The 15,013-nt window shown below is 61.8% G+C and carries 15 protein-coding genes; 10 read left to right on the top strand and 5 right to left on the bottom strand.

Translation table 11 applies throughout. The features are described from left to right. The first annotated feature begins 83 nt into the window (after positions 1–83). The 5 genes from ATH90_RS27305 to ATH90_RS27285 all read left to right on the top strand — a co-directional run bounded on the left by ATH90_RS27305 (position 84) and on the right by ATH90_RS27285 (position 5,529). Positions 84–1,178, top strand: coding sequence for a polyamine ABC transporter substrate-binding protein (locus ATH90_RS27305; RefSeq protein WP_098467722.1), 1,095 nt, complete (start codon positions 84–86; stop codon positions 1,176–1,178). Positions 1,179–1,420: 242 nt separating this feature from the next. Further along, positions 1,421–2,515, top strand: coding sequence for a polyamine ABC transporter substrate-binding protein (locus ATH90_RS27300; RefSeq protein ID WP_034110080.1), 1,095 nt, complete (start codon positions 1,421–1,423; stop codon positions 2,513–2,515). Between the two features lie 73 nt (positions 2,516–2,588). Next, positions 2,589–3,731: an ABC transporter ATP-binding protein gene (locus ATH90_RS27295; protein ID WP_033897564.1), complete on the top strand. Its 1,143-nt coding sequence runs from the start codon at positions 2,589–2,591 to the stop codon at positions 3,729–3,731. After that, the gene (locus ATH90_RS27290) at positions 3,728–4,648 is read left to right on the top strand and encodes an ABC transporter permease subunit (RefSeq protein WP_034110078.1); all 921 of its coding nucleotides are present in this window, start codon (positions 3,728–3,730) and stop codon (positions 4,646–4,648) included. Before ATH90_RS27295 ends, ATH90_RS27290 begins: the two co-directional genes overlap by 4 nt. After that, a complete protein-coding gene (locus tag ATH90_RS27285; RefSeq protein ID WP_003195236.1) occupies positions 4,645–5,529 on the top strand; it encodes an ABC transporter permease subunit in 885 nt (294 codons plus the stop codon). Before ATH90_RS27290 ends, ATH90_RS27285 begins: the two co-directional genes overlap by 4 nt. A gap of 132 nt (positions 5,530–5,661) precedes the next feature. Here the strand turns inward: ATH90_RS27285 and ATH90_RS27280 are convergent, their stop codons facing one another. After that, positions 5,662–6,303, bottom strand: a complete 642-nt coding sequence (locus ATH90_RS27280) for an HD domain-containing protein (protein WP_034110076.1) — start codon at positions 6,301–6,303, stop codon at positions 5,662–5,664. A 275-nt stretch (positions 6,304–6,578) separates the two neighbouring features. On the opposite strand from ATH90_RS27280, the gene ATH90_RS27275 reads away from it, so the two are divergent. Next, on the top strand, positions 6,579–7,544 hold the full coding sequence (locus ATH90_RS27275) for a GlxA family transcriptional regulator (RefSeq protein WP_069078510.1): 966 nt from the start codon (positions 6,579–6,581) through the stop codon (positions 7,542–7,544). Here ATH90_RS27275 and ATH90_RS27270 read toward each other — a convergent pair. Beyond that, on the bottom strand, positions 7,522–7,875 hold the full coding sequence (locus ATH90_RS27270; protein WP_034110071.1) for a carboxymuconolactone decarboxylase family protein: 354 nt from the start codon (positions 7,873–7,875) through the stop codon (positions 7,522–7,524). The two genes, ATH90_RS27275 and ATH90_RS27270, sit on opposite strands and share 23 nt — an antisense overlap. 101 nt (positions 7,876–7,976) lie before the next feature. On the opposite strand from ATH90_RS27270, the gene ATH90_RS27265 reads away from it, so the two are divergent. Further along, the gene (locus tag ATH90_RS27265; protein WP_098467537.1) at positions 7,977–8,879 is read left to right on the top strand and encodes an AraC family transcriptional regulator; all 903 of its coding nucleotides are present in this window, start codon (positions 7,977–7,979) and stop codon (positions 8,877–8,879) included. A gap of 54 nt (positions 8,880–8,933) precedes the next feature. Here the strand turns inward: ATH90_RS27265 and ATH90_RS27260 are convergent, their stop codons facing one another. Together ATH90_RS27260 and ATH90_RS27255 are read right to left on the bottom strand one after the other, a co-directional pair. Beyond that, a complete protein-coding gene (locus ATH90_RS27260) occupies positions 8,934–11,288 on the bottom strand; it encodes a penicillin acylase family protein (protein WP_098467536.1) in 2,355 nt (784 codons plus the stop codon). A 31-nt stretch (positions 11,289–11,319) separates the two neighbouring features. Next, positions 11,320–11,895, bottom strand: a complete 576-nt coding sequence (locus ATH90_RS27255; protein ID WP_098467535.1) for a DUF6436 domain-containing protein — start codon at positions 11,893–11,895, stop codon at positions 11,320–11,322. 99 nt (positions 11,896–11,994) lie between these two features. Here ATH90_RS27255 and bipL point away from each other — a divergent pair, with 99 nt between their 5' ends. Continuing rightward, positions 11,995–12,936, top strand: coding sequence for a phospholipase BipL (gene bipL, locus ATH90_RS27250; protein WP_098467534.1), 942 nt, complete (start codon positions 11,995–11,997; stop codon positions 12,934–12,936). A 43-nt stretch (positions 12,937–12,979) separates the two neighbouring features. Here the strand turns inward: bipL and ATH90_RS27245 are convergent, their stop codons facing one another. Beyond that, on the bottom strand, positions 12,980–13,732 hold the full coding sequence (locus tag ATH90_RS27245; RefSeq protein WP_098467533.1) for a DUF2059 domain-containing protein: 753 nt from the start codon (positions 13,730–13,732) through the stop codon (positions 12,980–12,982). A 131-nt stretch (positions 13,733–13,863) separates the two neighbouring features. Here ATH90_RS27245 and ATH90_RS27240 point away from each other — a divergent pair, with 131 nt between their 5' ends. Then, on the top strand, positions 13,864–14,496 hold the full coding sequence (locus tag ATH90_RS27240) for a 2OG-Fe(II) oxygenase (protein ID WP_069078505.1): 633 nt from the start codon (positions 13,864–13,866) through the stop codon (positions 14,494–14,496). 2 nt (positions 14,497–14,498) lie between these two features. Continuing rightward, positions 14,499–14,993 carry a 2-thiouracil desulfurase family protein gene (locus ATH90_RS27235; RefSeq protein ID WP_069078504.1) on the top strand — a complete coding sequence of 165 codons (495 nt, stop codon included), beginning with the start codon at positions 14,499–14,501 and terminating at the stop codon, positions 14,991–14,993. Positions 14,994–15,013: the final 20 nt, after the last annotated feature.

The following is a 15,013-nucleotide window of genomic DNA, read 5'->3' as shown; positions in this document are numbered from 1 at the left end:
GCCCTTTGGCTGGGCCGCAAAACATAAAAAGCTTGTGGCCCAAAAAAGAAAAATTGGAGCATCACCAAATGAAGGCATTAGGTTTGAAGAACGCTGGCAAGACCCTCCTCGCCTTGTCCCTGATGGGCGCAATGGCGGGCGCGGCCCAGGCCGACGATAAAGTGCTGCACGTCTACAACTGGTCCGACTACATTGCACCGGACACCATCGCCAACTTTGAAAAAGAGTCGGGCATCAAAGTGGTGTACGACGTTTTTGACAGCAACGAAACCCTGGAAGCCAAGTTGCTGGCAGGCAAGTCCGGCTACGACATCGTCGTACCGTCGAACAACTTCCTCGCCAAGCAGATCAAGGCGGGTGTCTACCAGGAGCTGGACAAGTCCAAGCTGTCCAACTACGACAACCTGAACAAATCGCTGCTCAAGGCCGTGTCGGTCAGCGACCCGGACAACAAGCACGCTTTCCCATACATGTGGGGCTCGATCGGCATCGGCTACAACCCGGAGAAGGTCAAGGCCGCACTGGGCGTGGACAAGATCGATTCGTGGGACGTGCTGCTCAAGCCTGAAAACATTGCCAAGCTGAAAAGCTGCGGCGTGAGCTTCCTCGATTCGCCAACCGAAATGCTCCCGGTGGCGTTGCATTACCTGGGCCTGCCGACCGACAGCCAGAAGAAAGACGACCTCAAGCAGGCCGAAGCCCTGTTCCTCAAGATCCGTCCTTCGATCGGCTACTTCCATTCGTCCAAGTACATCTCCGACCTGGCCAACGGCAACATCTGCGTGGCCGTGGGTTACTCGGGTGACATCCAGCAGGCCAAGTCTCGCGCGGCTGAAGCCGGTGGCAAGGTCAAGGTGGCCTACGACATTCCGAAAGAAGGCGCAGGTAGCTTCTTCGACATGGTTGCCATCCCTAAAGATGCCGAAAACGTCGACGCTGCCTACGCGTTCATGAACTACCTGTTGAAGCCTGAAGTCATGGCATCGATCACCAACAGCGTACGGTTCCCGAACGGTAACGCGAAAGCCACCGCGCTGGTCGACAAAGACATCACCAACGATCCAGGCATCTACCCGCCAGCGGATGTGCAAGCCAAGCTCTACGCCATTGCGGATTTGCCGGCTGCAACCCAGCGTGAGATGACACGCAGCTGGACCAAGATCAAATCGGGCAAATAAGCCTTAAAACCTGTGGGAGGGGGCTTGTGTGGGAACGGGCTTGTTCGCGAAGGCGGTGTGTCAGCCAGCCTATGTATCAACTGATACACCGCTTTCGCGAGCAAGCCCGTCCCCACCAAAACCGGCTCCCACAAATTAAATGACAGAAAGTTTTGCCGGATCGGTTTATCGAGGGTAAGTTGCGCGCCGGTTTTGTTGTCGGGCAACAACTGTAAGGCCCAACTATTTAAGAGGACCTCCACTTGCCAATTTCTTTATTTCGCAAAGCCATGCTGGTGGGTGCAGGTATCACGCTGGCCGTCAGCGTGCAGGCCGCACCGACTGTGCATATTTATAACTGGTCCGATTACATCGGCGCCGACACCCTGGCCAACTTCGAAAAGGCCAGCGGCATCAAGCCCGTGTATGACGTGTTTGACTCCAACGAAACCCTGGAAGGCAAGTTGCTGGCCGGGCGTACCGGTTACGACGTGGTGGTGCCGTCCAACCATTTCCTTGGCAAGCAGATCAAGGCCGGGGCGTTCCAGAAGCTCGACAAGTCGTTGCTGACCCACTATGCCAACCTCGATCCGGTGCTGCTCAAGCGCCTGGAAAAGAACGACCCGGGCAACCAGTACGCCGTGCCGTACCTGTGGGGCACCAATGGCATCGGGTACAACGTCGATAAAGTGAAGGAAGTGCTGGGCGTCGACCATATCGACTCCTGGGCCGTGCTGTTCGAGCCGGAAAACATGAAGAAGCTGGCTACCTGCGGTGTGTCATTCATGGATTCGGCGGATGAAATGCTGCCGGCGGTGCTCAACTACATGGGCCTCAACCCCAACAGCACCAACCCTGAAGACTACAAGAAGGCCGAGGAGAAGCTGCTCAAAGTGCGGCCCTACGTGACCTATTTCCATTCTTCCAAATACATCTCGGACCTGGCCAACGGCAATATCTGCGTGGCGGCAGGCTTCTCCGGTGATGTGTTCCAGGCCAAGGCCCGCGCGGCCGAGGCGGGCAAGGGCGTGAACATCGCCTACGCGATTCCGAAAGAAGGCGGCAACCTGTGGTTTGACGTGCTGGCCATCCCCAAGGATGCGACCAACGTCAAAGAGGCCCACGCCTTCATCAACTATTTGCTGCAACCTGAGGTGATCGCTCAGGTCAGTGATTACGTCGGTTACGCCAACCCTAACCCAGGGGCGGACAAACTGATGAAGCAATCGATACGCACGGACGAAGCGGTTTACCCACCGCAGGCGGTGCTCGACAGGACATTCGTCAACTTCGAGCTACCCCCGAAAGTGCAGCGTTTGATGACCCGTAGCTGGACCAAGGTCAAGACGGGCAAGTAAGGCTTAAAGCTCAAACTATCCTGGGTTCGCCCGCCTCGGGCGAACTGCACTCTTTTTTTGGGGAGTTTCGTAAATGGCAGTTGCCTCCGGCGCCTATAAGAAAGCCCTCGAGGGCGACCAGACACCGAAAAAGGTGCTGGTCAAAATCGACCGGGTCACGAAGAAGTTCGACGAGACGATTGCCGTGGACGATGTGTCCCTGGAAATCAAGAAGGGCGAGATCTTCGCCCTGCTCGGCGGTTCGGGTTCGGGCAAGTCCACCTTGCTGCGTATGCTCGCAGGTTTTGAGCGCCCGACCGAGGGGCGTATCTACCTCGACGGAGAAGACATCACTGACATGCCGCCCTACGAGCGGCCGATCAACATGATGTTCCAGTCCTACGCCCTGTTCCCGCACATGACCGTGGCGCAGAACATCGCGTTCGGCCTGCAACAGGACAAGATCCCCAAGGCCGAGGTCGATGCCCGCGTGGCCGAGATGCTCAAGCTGGTGCAAATGAGCCAGTACGCCAAGCGCAAGCCGCACCAGTTGTCCGGTGGTCAGCGCCAGCGTGTGGCGCTGGCGCGTTCCCTGGCCAAGCGCCCGAAACTTCTGTTGCTCGATGAGCCGATGGGCGCCCTCGACAAGAAGCTGCGCTCGCAGATGCAACTGGAGCTGGTGGAGATCATCGAGCGTGTAGGCGTGACCTGCGTGATGGTGACCCACGACCAGGAAGAGGCCATGACCATGGCCGAGCGCATCGCGATCATGCACCTGGGCTGGATCGCCCAGATCGGCAGCCCGATCGACATCTACGAAACGCCTACCAGCCGCCTGGTGTGCGAATTCATCGGCAACGTCAACATCTTCGACACCCAAGTGGTGGATGACGCCGAAGGCCATGCGGTGCTCAAGTGCGCTGACCTGGACCGCGACATCTACGTGGGCTACGGCATCGCCACCTCGGTGGAAGACAAGTCGGTGACCTACGCCATCCGCCCGGAAAAGCTGCTGGTCACCACCGAAATGCCGACCTGCGAGCACAACTGGTCCAGTGGCAAGGTGCACGACATCGCCTACCTGGGCGGCCATTCGGTGTTCTACGTGGAGCTGCCGAGCGGCAAGCTGGTGCAATCCTTCGTCGCCAACGCCGAACGCCGTGGCCAGCGTCCGACCTGGGGTGACCAGGTCTACGTCTGGTGGGAAGACGACAGCGGCGTGGTACTTCGCTCATGAACACGAGGAAACTGAAGCGGCGGCTGCAACGCATCGTCCCCAATGGCAAACAGGTGGTCATCGGGATTCCATTCCTCTGGTTGTTCCTGTTCTTCGCCTTGCCGTTCTTTATCGTACTGAAGATCAGCTTTGCCGAAGCCGACGTGGCGATCCCGCCATACACCGAGATCTACACCTTCGTTGAGCAGAAACTGCAGTTGGTGCTGAACCTGGCCAACTACGCGATGCTCGGCGACGACGAGCTATACATCGCCGCGTACCTGGGCTCGCTGAAAATGGCGTTCTTCAGCACAGTGCTGTGCCTGCTGATCGGCTATCCGATGGCCTATGCCATCGCGACTGCACGCAAAGAGATGCAGACCGTGCTGGTGCTGCTGATCATGATGCCGACCTGGACCGCGATCCTGATCCGCGTGTATGCGTGGATGGGCATTCTGAGCAACAACGGCTTGCTCAATGGCTTCCTGATGTCCATCGGGTTGATCAACGAGCCGCTGCAGATCCTCAACACCAACATCGCGGTGTATATCGGCGTGGTCTATTCGTACCTGCCGTTCATGATCCTGCCGTTGTATGCCAACTTGGTGAAGCACGACCAGAGCCTTCTGGAGGCCGCGTCGGACCTGGGCTCAAGCACCTTCAACAGCTTCTGGAAGATCACCGTGCCGTTGTCCAAGAACGGCATCATCGCCGGCTGTATGCTGGTGTTTATCCCGGTGGTGGGTGAGTTCGTGATCCCGGAACTGCTCGGCGGCCCGGAAACCCTGATGATCGGTAAAGTGTTGTGGCAAGAATTCTTCAATAACCGTGACTGGCCGGTGGCCTCTGCCTTGGCGGTGGTGATGCTGGCGATCCTGATCGTGCCGATCATCCTGTTCAACCGCAGCCAAGCCAAAGAGATGGAGGGCAAGATATGAAGCGCTTCAGATTCTCCAGCTTTATGCTGGTGGCGGGGTTGTTGTTCATCTACCTGCCGATGCTGATCCTGGTGATCTACTCGTTCAACGAATCCAAACTGGTAACGGTATGGGGCGGTTGGTCGATCAAGTGGTACGTGGGCCTGCTGGACAACACCCAGTTGATGGGCTCGGTAGCCCGGTCCCTGGAAATCGCCTGCTATACGGCGGTGGCCGCGGTGGCATTGGGTACGTTGGCGGCATTCGTGCTGACGCGCATCAGCCAGTTCAAGGGCCGTACTCTGTTCGGCGGCTTGGTGACCGCGCCGTTGGTGATGCCGGAAGTGATCACGGGTCTGTCGCTGTTGCTGCTGTTCGTGGCCATGGCGCAGATGATTGGCTGGCCCCAGGAGCGTGGCATTGTCACCATCTGGATCGCCCACACCACGTTCTGTGCGGCGTATGTGGCGGTGGTGGTGTCGGCGCGCTTGCGTGAGCTGGACCTGTCGATCGAAGAAGCGGCGATGGACCTGGGCGCACGGCCGTGGAAGGTGTTCTTCCTGATCACCATCCCCATGATCGCGCCGTCGTTGGCGGCGGGCGGCATGATGTCGTTCGCGTTGTCGCTGGATGACCTGGTACTGGCGAGTTTCGTGTCGGGGCCGGGGTCGACGACCTTGCCGATGGAAGTGTTCTCGGCGGTGCGCCTTGGGGTTAAACCCGAGATCAATGCCGTGGCCAGCCTGATTCTGCTGGCGGTGTCGCTGGTGACGTTCCTGGTGTGGTTCTTCAGCCGCCGTGCCGAAGAGCATCGCAAGAAAGCCATCCAGCAAGCGATTGAAGAAGCCGCTGCCGATGGCTGGCAGCAGCCGGACAAGCGTCGGGCGCCTGCACCGGTCTGACTGAAGGAACGCGGTAAAAAATGTGGGAGCGGGCTTGCCTGCGATAGCGGTCTATCAGTCGACAGATGAGTCGACTGGCAGAGCCTCATCGCAGGCAAGCCCGCTCCCACAGTTGATTGCATTTCAGGTCGACTACGCAGTCCACGGCGATTTGCGGATGACCTCCACAAAGTTCATCGGCTTGAACCCCGGCTCCTGATCCACCAGTACATCCGTTTTCACGTTGCCAAACGTGGTCTGCGGACGATGGCGCAAGCCGTCGGCAAACGCGCAGATGATGCACTCCTTGAACCCTTCTCCGCGTGGATGCGCATGCACCACGGCTTCGCGCTGTACGTTGCTGAACGCAGCGTAGTCCATGCCCAGCACGTCCATTTCGACACCCGCGGTCACCAGTGCAACGGTCGGGCGCAGGTGCTGCGGCACGCCTGGCGTAGTGTGCAGGGCGATGGACAACCACACCTGTTCGATATCGTCATCGCTCAGCCCGTAGGGCTTGAGGAACGCGGCGGCGGCGTTGGCGCCGTCGACTTCGAAGCGCTCGTCGTCACTGCGATGGCCTTCCACCAGGCCCAGGTCATGGAACATCGCGCCGACGTAGAGCAGTTCCGGGTTGTACGCGAGTTGCTTGCGTTCGCCGCTCAATGCGCCGAACAGAAATACCCGGCGGGAATGGTGGTAGAGCAGGTCGGACTCGATGTCGCGCACGTATTCGGTGGTGGCCTTGGCCAGGGCGCTGTCCGGGATCTTGATGCCGGCGATGGTGGTACTCATGGTCGTTCTCCTCAAGAAAGCGCCGGGGGTGGCGCCGAGGTGTCCAGTCTGGTCGCGCCCCCGCGAAGGGGCTATCGCGGCGAGGAGGCGATCCCGGCCAATGTGCCGCCATATCGCGCCAAGGGTGTGCTCGGTCAAATGTAAGAGCTGGCTTGTCGGATCGCCGCATCGCTGCGATATCATCCCCTCGGTATACCTGATGGGCCGAGTCGCTTGCATCGCAGGCAAGCCAGCTCCCACAGGGTTTGCGTTCGCCCGGACATAAAGGTGTACCCATGCAAAAAACCGTCGCCATCCTGATCTTCCCCGGCGTCCAGTCACTCGACGTGACTGGCCCCATGGACGTGTTCTGCGAAGCCAACCGCTTTTTGTCGCCCCAGGATCACTACCAGCTGGACGTCATCGGCTTCGGCCACGGCAACATGGCTGCCTCCAACGGCCTGTCATTGCAGGCCCACCGGCATTACAGCGAAGCCCTGCAAGCCTATGACCTGCTGCTGGTCGCCGGCGGGCCGCGGTTACCCTTCGAGGACTTCGGCGCCCAGTTCGACGATTGGCTGCGTGGCGCCACCGCGCGGGCACGACGCTTCGGTTCGATCTGCAACGGCGCCTTCATGCTGGCCCGGGCCGGGCTGCTGGACGGGAAAACCGTCACCACCCATTGGAACGATGCCGCAGATCTGGCGCGCCTGTGCCCCACCGCCCAGGTCGAGGCCGACCGCCTCTACGTGCAGGACGGCAACCTCTACACCTCGGCCGGGGTCACGGCGGGCATCGATCTGTCGCTGTATTTGCTGGCCCAGGATCACGGCCCTGAAGTTGCCTTGAGCGTGGCCAAGCGCCTGGTGGTGTTTACCCAGCGTTCGGGCGGGCAGTCGCAGTTCAGCCCGTTTCTGACCCCCCACGCCGAGACCACGTCAGCGGTGGCGCTGGTGCAGCTGTATGTGTTGGCCAACCTGACCGGCGACCTGACCATTGCCGACCTGGCCAAGGCGGCCAATATGAGCGCGCGCAATTTCTCCCGGGTGTTTGCCCGTGAGGCGCGGATCACGCCGGCGGAGTTTGTCGAGCGGGCGCGGGTGGACGCGGCGCGGGTCATGCTCGAAAGCAGCCCCGCGCCGCTCAAGACCGTGGCCTATCAATGCGGCTTTCGCGATGCCCAGCACATGCGCAGTGTGTTCAATCGCCGGCTGGGCGTGACGCCGCAACAGTTCCGACTCAACTTTGCGGCACTGGTTTGAGGGTGTCGTAGGCTTCCAGCGCGCGCAGCGAGTAGATATACGCCGCGCCGGCATTCAGGGAGATCGCGGTCGCCAGTGTTGCAGCGACTTCCTCGCGGGTGGCGCCGGCCTTGATCGCCGCGTCAGCGTGCACGCCGATGCAACCGTCGCAGCGGGTGGTGATGGCCACGGCGATGGAAATCAGCTCACGGGTCTTGGCGTCGAGGACGTTGTTTTCCTCGGCAGCTTCGCCCAGTGCCATGTACGCTTTGACCATCTTCGGGTTGCTCTTGCCCAGTGCGCCAAAGGCTTTCTTCACGGTAGGCAGCAAGTCGGACCAGTTATTGAACATTGCGGTAACTCCTGAACAGGTGGGGGGTGTGAAGCCAGTCTCTTCCGTTCGGGGGCGTCGTTATTGTTCAATCCGCTCATCTTTTTGACCGATGCTCGCAAATGAATTCGATCGACACGCTTATCGCGTTGGCCAACCTGCGCGGCAGTCTGGATTTGCGTTGCCAGCTCCAGGGCGAGTGGGCCTTGGACCACGCCCCGGAAGATTTCGGTGTGGCGCCTTATCACATCGTGCTCAGCGGCACCTGCCGTGCCGAGTTGTCGGGCGGGCAGCAGGTGAGCCTGGAGGAGGGCGATATCCTGCTGATGCCGGGCGGTGCCGCGCACTTGCTGCGCAGCCACGGCGCGCGGGCTCGGGCGATGCAACCCAGGGTGATCGAAGGCGGTGTGCTCACGGTGCATCGCCTGGGCGGCGACCGCCCGGATCTGGACATGCTCTGCGGCAGTTTTCATTACAACCGGCAGTCGTTGCTGTTCGGCGCGTTGCCAGAGTACCTGGTGGTGTCCAGCCGCGAGTGGCAGGGTGACGGGCAGTTGGCGGCGTTGATCGCGTTATTGCGCAGCGAGGCGGACGGCCAGCAACTGGGCGCCCGCTCGTTTATCGATGCACTGTCGTCGGCACTGTTCACCCTGATCCTGCGCACCTGGCTGACTCGCCAGGCACCGGTTGCCGGCACCTTTGCACTGCTTGCCGACAAGCGGCTGGGCAAGGCCTGGCAAGTGATGCTGGCCGATCCGGGGCATGAGTGGACCATCGACAGCCTGGCAGCTGCCGCGACGATGTCGCGTGCCACGTTCATGCGCGCGTTTGTGAAGGTGGCGGGCGTATCGCCGTGGGTGTTGCTGACTCAGTTGCGCATGGAGCTGGCGTTCAACCTGGTGCGTCAGTCGCGCCTGAGCCTGCTGGATATCGCCGCCCAGGTGGGTTACCAGTCCCAGGCGGCGTTCAGCAAGAAGTTCAAGGACACCTATGGCGAGGCGCCAGGGCGTTTGCGCGCCAGGTAGTTGTCACAACACAGATCAAGCCCGCGCCCACCTGATTGACCGAGTTCCAAGCGGCTATCGGGCAGGCAACAGTTTGAGCGTCCCGCGCGTATTGGCCGTCACTTCCTCATCGGTGAAGTGCGCTTGTTCGTAGCCGCCCTCGATATAAGTCTCCGCCTGGTCGGCATAGTGCCGGTCGAACGGCACACCACTTTGCCCGACCGGGTTGATGGTCAGCGCGTGAGCCACATCGGCGAAGTCGATCAGGCGGCGGGTAGACGGCCCGTAGGTGACGGGCCAGGGCGCCGGACCGATGTTGGCGGACTGGTTGTTCGGCACTTCATGGGTGCCGGGCGCCGGGAACGGGCCGACATTGACGATCAGGTCCAACGGCTTCTGCGAGCCCAGTGGGTGGCCGTGGGTGAGGGTGTGGGCCTTGCCCCATTGCCATTGGCTTGGGTCATCACCCAACGTGGCCTTGAGGTGCGCGAGGCTGTTGTCCCAGGCGAGCTTGACGGTGTCGGCGCGCTTACCGCCCCACCACGGCGAATCCGGTGTGGCGGCCAGGCGCGGCAGGGCGGCGTCAATGACGCGGGTGCTGAGCAGGGTCTTGAACATGCCATCGCCGAGCTTGGGGTGGAACGCGGCTTCAGCCAGGTTGAACAGGAACTGGTTGAACAGCGTGGCGCTGGTCGAGTCCAGCGGGTAGTCGCCTTTCCAGGCGGCCAGTTGCTCCACCAGTCTCAACTGCGCCGGGTCCCTGACCCCCTCACGCAGCACCGGCAGCAGCGGCGCCAGCAGGCGTGGGCCGAAGGCGGTGGTGGTGCCCAGTTGCAACGCCTGGCTGTTGTTCACGTCCCACTTCACGCTCTTGTCGCTCAATTGGGCGTTCAACTGCTGGCCACGGTCGGCCAGGTTGTAATAGCCGGGGATCTCCATGCCAGTGGGCGACACGGGTTGGGCGTTGGCCGATACCACATAACCCCGCGCGGGGTTCTCTTCCTGCGGGTTGGCGCTGAAGGGGTAGAAGCCGAGCTTGTCGGCCTGGGCGCTGCTGCCGTCGAGGATAAACCCGGCGTTGACCCCGGCCGGACGAATCGGCAACTGCGCCGCTGCCCACCAGCCGATATCGCCCTTGGCATTCGCCCACACGATGTTCAGCCCCGGCGCGGACACCTTGGCGGCCGCCGCGCGCGCCTTGACCAGGGTGTCGGCGCGGTTGAGCTGGTAGAAACCTTCGAGGATCGGGTTCTGGGTGTCGAGGAACGCCCACCACATGGCAATCGGTGTCTTGCCGGCGTTTTCGCCCAGCACATCGTTGATGATCGGGCCGTGGGGTGATTGGCGCAGGGTCAACGTCACCGGCGCCTGGCCCTTCACCGCAATCTGCTGCTCGGTGCGGGTCATGTCGACCCATTGGCCGTGGTACCAGACCTGGTTGGCGTTGTCCGGGTTGACCTTCTCGGCGATCAGGTCGAGGTCATCGTTCTGGAACATGGTCAGGCTCCAGCCGAAGTCCAGGTTGTGCCCCAGGAACGCCACCGGCACCAGTGCATTGTGGTAGCCGTACAACTCAAACCCTGGCGCCGACAGCTGCGCTTCGTACCACACCGACGGCACCGAGAAACGGATATGCGGGTCACCGGCCAGCAACGGTTTGCCGCTCTTGGTGCGGTTGCCGCTGATGGCCCAGGCGTTGCTGCCTTCGAACTGCGGCAGGCCGTTGTCGGCCAAGGCCTGTTCGCTCAGGGACGCGATGGCGCCGAGGGTCTGCCAATCGCTGGCAGCCAGGTTGAGGGCACCCTTGGGTTGCCAGTCGAGGTCGAAGACTTTCAGGTAATCGCTGCCCAACTGGTCGCGGATGTAAGTCAGCAGGGGTTCGGTACGAAACGCGGCGGCAAAGCTGTAGGCCATATACCCGGCGACGCTGATGGTGTCTTCGGCGGTAAACGGCCGCTTGGGGATACCCAGTACGTCGAACTCCATCGGGCGGGCGTGGCTGTCCTGATACTGGTTGATCCCGTCCAGATAGGCTTGCAGGGCCTTCCAGTGCGCCGACTCATGGTCCAGTTGCGCCACATAGGTGGCCGCGCGGTCGCGGATGCGCAGGCTGCGGAACAGCTTGTCGGTCTCCAGCACCTTGGGCCCCAGCACCTCGGCCAGTTCGCCACGGGCCAGGCGGCGCATGATTTCCATCTGGAACAGGCGGTCCTGGGCGTGCACGTAGCCCAGGGCGCGGTACAGGTCGGTTTCATTCTCGGCACGAATGTGCGGCACGCCCCGGTCGTCGTAGCGGACCGTGACCGAGCCTTGCAGGTTGGCCAGTGTCACCGTGCCCTGGCGGGTGGGTTGCTTGCTGTAGACGTACCAGCTGGCGCCAAGGGCGACCAGCACCACCAGAACCGCGAGAACCTGCAAGACGCGCTTCATGAACATTCCTTACCAAGAGTGGGGTGGCGAGTTACAAGCCTTTTGGCCACGAACAATAGCAGCCCACCGCGAGGGTGTGCGTGGCATTCACCGCGCGTCCCGCTTCAAGGGCCTTCAAGATCGGCTCAATAAAGCTGTTGCTGGAATTGCACGTGAGGCCTTCGCTGTAGGGGCCGAAATACGCGAGCTTGCCGCTGCGGTCCCAGATACCCACGGCCGGGCTGGCCGGAACCTGGTCGGCGCCGGGCAGGGTAGCGAGGGATTTCATCCTGCGCAGGTTATCGGGCAATTGGCCGTGGCTGCCGGGTTTTTGCAGGGCATAGAACTCGACGCCCCGGGGCGCATAGTGCTCGATCAGCTCACCCAGGTGCTGCTGGTTGCCGACGTTGCAGGGGCAGGCCGGGTCCCAGAAGTGCACCAGGCGAATCGGGCCGGGCCCGGCGAGGTCCGCAGGCAGTGTTAAGAGGTCGCCGGAAAACACCGCCGTGTGTTCGCTGAAGGCGCGCAGGTAGCGCCCCTGGAACCAGTCATAGGCCGCCCACAGCACGCCGGCGCAGATAACCAGGATCAGGCTGGCGAACAGGGCGGTGCGGTAGGGCTGTCGCATTCAGATGTATCCTCGAAGGTCGCGTAGCTTGCCATGCTTGTCCTGACAGATGAATATCGCAGCTCGATATTCATCTTCACCGTCAGTCTGGAACCCTTTATGCCTGTCACCTTTGACCCCGATCATCTGCGCGAAAGCTTGCGGCCCCTGGTGGATGCGCAACCGCTCAGCGCCGAGGCTCGGGTCTACCAGCGTTTTTATGGGCTGGACCTGGCGGCGCGTAAAACCCCGGTGGTGAGTCGCCTGGGTTGCTTCGAGGTGGACGGGTTCAAGGTGGTCGCGCAGGTGTGGTGGCCGCCCGTGCCGGTGGCAACGATGTTCATGTTCCATGGCTTCTACGACCACATGGGGTTGTATCGCCATGTGGTGGACTGGGCGTTGGACCAGGGCTTCGTGGTGATCGCCTGCGATTTGCCCGGGCACGGCCTGTCCAGCGGCGCGCGCGCCAGCATCGATGATTTTGCGGTGTACCAGCATGTGGTGCAGGCGCTGTTTACGCAGGCCGAAGCCCTGCAATTGCCGCAACCCTGGCATCTGTTCGGGCAAAGCACCGGCGGGGCGGTGGTGGTGGACCACTTGCTTAACCAGGGGGCCGACAGCCCGGCCCAGGGCAAGACCTTCCTGCTTTCACCCTTGGTGCGGCCACGGGCCTGGGGCTGGTCGCAAGTCAGTTATTACCTGCTGCGTCCATTCGTCAAAGGCATTGCACGGCGGTTCAGCGAGAACACCAACGATCCGGCGTTCAAACCCTTCCTTGAGGCCGACCCGCTGCAGCCGCGCCAACTGCCTACCGCGTGGGTGGGGGCCTTGGCGCGCTGGATCAAACGCATCGAAGCCGCACCGCGCAGCCCGAGGCGGCCGGTGATCGTGCAGGGCGAGGAAGACATGACGGTGGACTGGCAGCACAACCTGCAGGTGCTACGGAGCAAGTTCGACCAGCCGCAGGTGTTGATGCTGCCGCGGGGCAGGCATCATTTGGCAAATGAGATTCCGCAGATTCGCGCTGAGTACTTCAGTTTCCTCACGGATCAACTGAAGTAACGCCGTCCAGATGTGGCAGCGAGCAAGCCCGCGCCCACATTTTCTACTGCGCCAGGCTTGAGGTGCTTTGGCCGACCGCCAGGCCGGCGCGGATTGCCGCCAGCGCTGCCTGGTAATACGCCTTGCCTTCCGGCGACTCAGCAAACGTAGCGAATTCTTCCAGCTCCGGGTCGGACAGATCCCGATAGACATACAGCAGCGTGTTATTCAGGTCCTTATCGATCTGCTGCATCAGCCGCTCGCGCTGGCCATTCAGCATGCCCTGGGCCTGACCGCCGCCCAACAGGCCGGGGATCATCTGGCTCAGGCTGTCAGCCGCCACGCCGGCAATCGCCAGGCTGACTTCCGCACCGGCTTCACGAGCGGGCAGCGCCTGCGCCAGGTGGCCGATGATCAGGCTGCGGGTGGCGTCGGCCTCGATTTTCGGCAGGCCCTGAGCGTTCTTCGCCAGTTGGTCGCGGCGGGTGGCCAGCAACTCGGCGGCCACAATCTTGCGGCCCAGGGGCGATTGGAAAAATGCCAGGGCAGGCTTCGGGTCCGCCAGGTTCTTGCGCAATTGCGCCTCGGCGCGTAGGTCCACGGCCTGGGCGGCAAAGCGTTTGTTGCTGTTGTCTACCAGCGCCTGGAACACTGCTGGCGGCAGGCTATTGCGGTAGCGTTGCTGGGCGGCACTGAGGGCGTCATTGAAATGCGCACGTTGTTCGGCCCAGCCGGCGACCTTGTACAACTGGTCATGGCCGTCTGCCCAGGCGGGCAAAACGCAGAACATCAGCAAGGAAAAAAACAAACGACGCATATGGACTCCTGTCAGTCGGCCACTATTGTCCGTGTCGGGCGTAGGATTTGTCGAGAAGTCCTATCAGTCACCTGACTAAAGTGTATTCAGACGCTCGGCGGCTCTGTCGGATTCACAGGCGTATGGATACTATGCGCGCCATGCAAATACCCCTCGATCACCCCTTGCTGCAACGTATTGTCGACGACCTGGCCGAAAAGGGCTGGTCCCGGCAGGACGGCTTCCTGCCCCAGGCTCTGACCCTGGAACTGGCGGCTGAGTGCCATAAACGTGCAGCCGAGGGTGAGCTGGCCCCGGCAGCGGTGGGACGCGGCCCGGCCCAGGAGATTCGTGAAGGCATTCGCGGCGACCACATCCAGTGGCTGGAAGAGGGCGATGCAGCGGTCTGCGACACCTATATGGCTTTGATGGACAGCCTGCGCCTGGCCATGAACCGCAGCCTCTTCCTGGGCCTGGAAGATTTCGAAAGCCACTTCGCGATGTACCCGCCAGGGGCGTTTTACCTCAAGCACCTGGACCGTTTTCGCGACGATGACCGACGCATGGTCTCGGCGGTGATTTACTTGAACGACGCCTGGCTGCCCGAGCATGGCGGCCAGTTGCGCATGTACCTCAAGGACGGCGTCGAATACGATGTGGTGCCCACCGGCGGTTGCCTGGTGGTGTTCCTGTCGGGCGAAGTGCCCCACGAAGTCCTGCCCGCTACGCGCGAACGCCTGTCCCTGACTGGCTGGTTTCGCCGGCGGGGCAACGAGCCGTTTTAATTATGCAAAAGATTCTGATCAGCCGCTGCCTGCTTGGCCACAAAGTGCGCTACGACGGCGGGGCCAGCGGGCCGTTCGACCAATTGGCCGCGTGGCAGGCCGAAGGGCGGGTGGTTGCGATCTGCCCGGAAGTATCGGGTGGCTTGCCGACGCCACGCCCGGCGGCGGAAATTCCGGGCGGGCAGGGTATGGCGGTGTGGGAAGGCCGTGCCCAGGTGCTGACCGCCGAGGGCGAGGACTTCAGCGCCGCCTTCCTCGACGGTGCGCGCCAGGCCTTGGCGCTGGTGCAGCGTCACAACATCCGCATCGCTGTGCTCAAGGCCAATAGCCCGTCGTGTGGCAACCTGCTGACCTATGACGGCACCTTCACGGGCGTGAAGGTCCGCGGCGAGGGCGTGACGGCGGCGCTGCTCAAGCAGCATGGGGTGCTGGTGTTCAGTGAGTTGGAGTTGCCTGAGGCGTTAGTAGCGCTGGCGCAGCTATCGAAACCTGTATAGGTCAAAATGTGGGAGGCTGG

Source organism: Pseudomonas lurida (assembly GCF_002563895.1).
Lineage (GTDB): Bacteria > Pseudomonadota > Gammaproteobacteria > Pseudomonadales > Pseudomonadaceae > Aquipseudomonas > Aquipseudomonas lurida.
The sequence above is the reverse complement of the archived record's forward strand: the minus strand, read 5'-3'. Positions and strand labels throughout refer to the sequence as shown.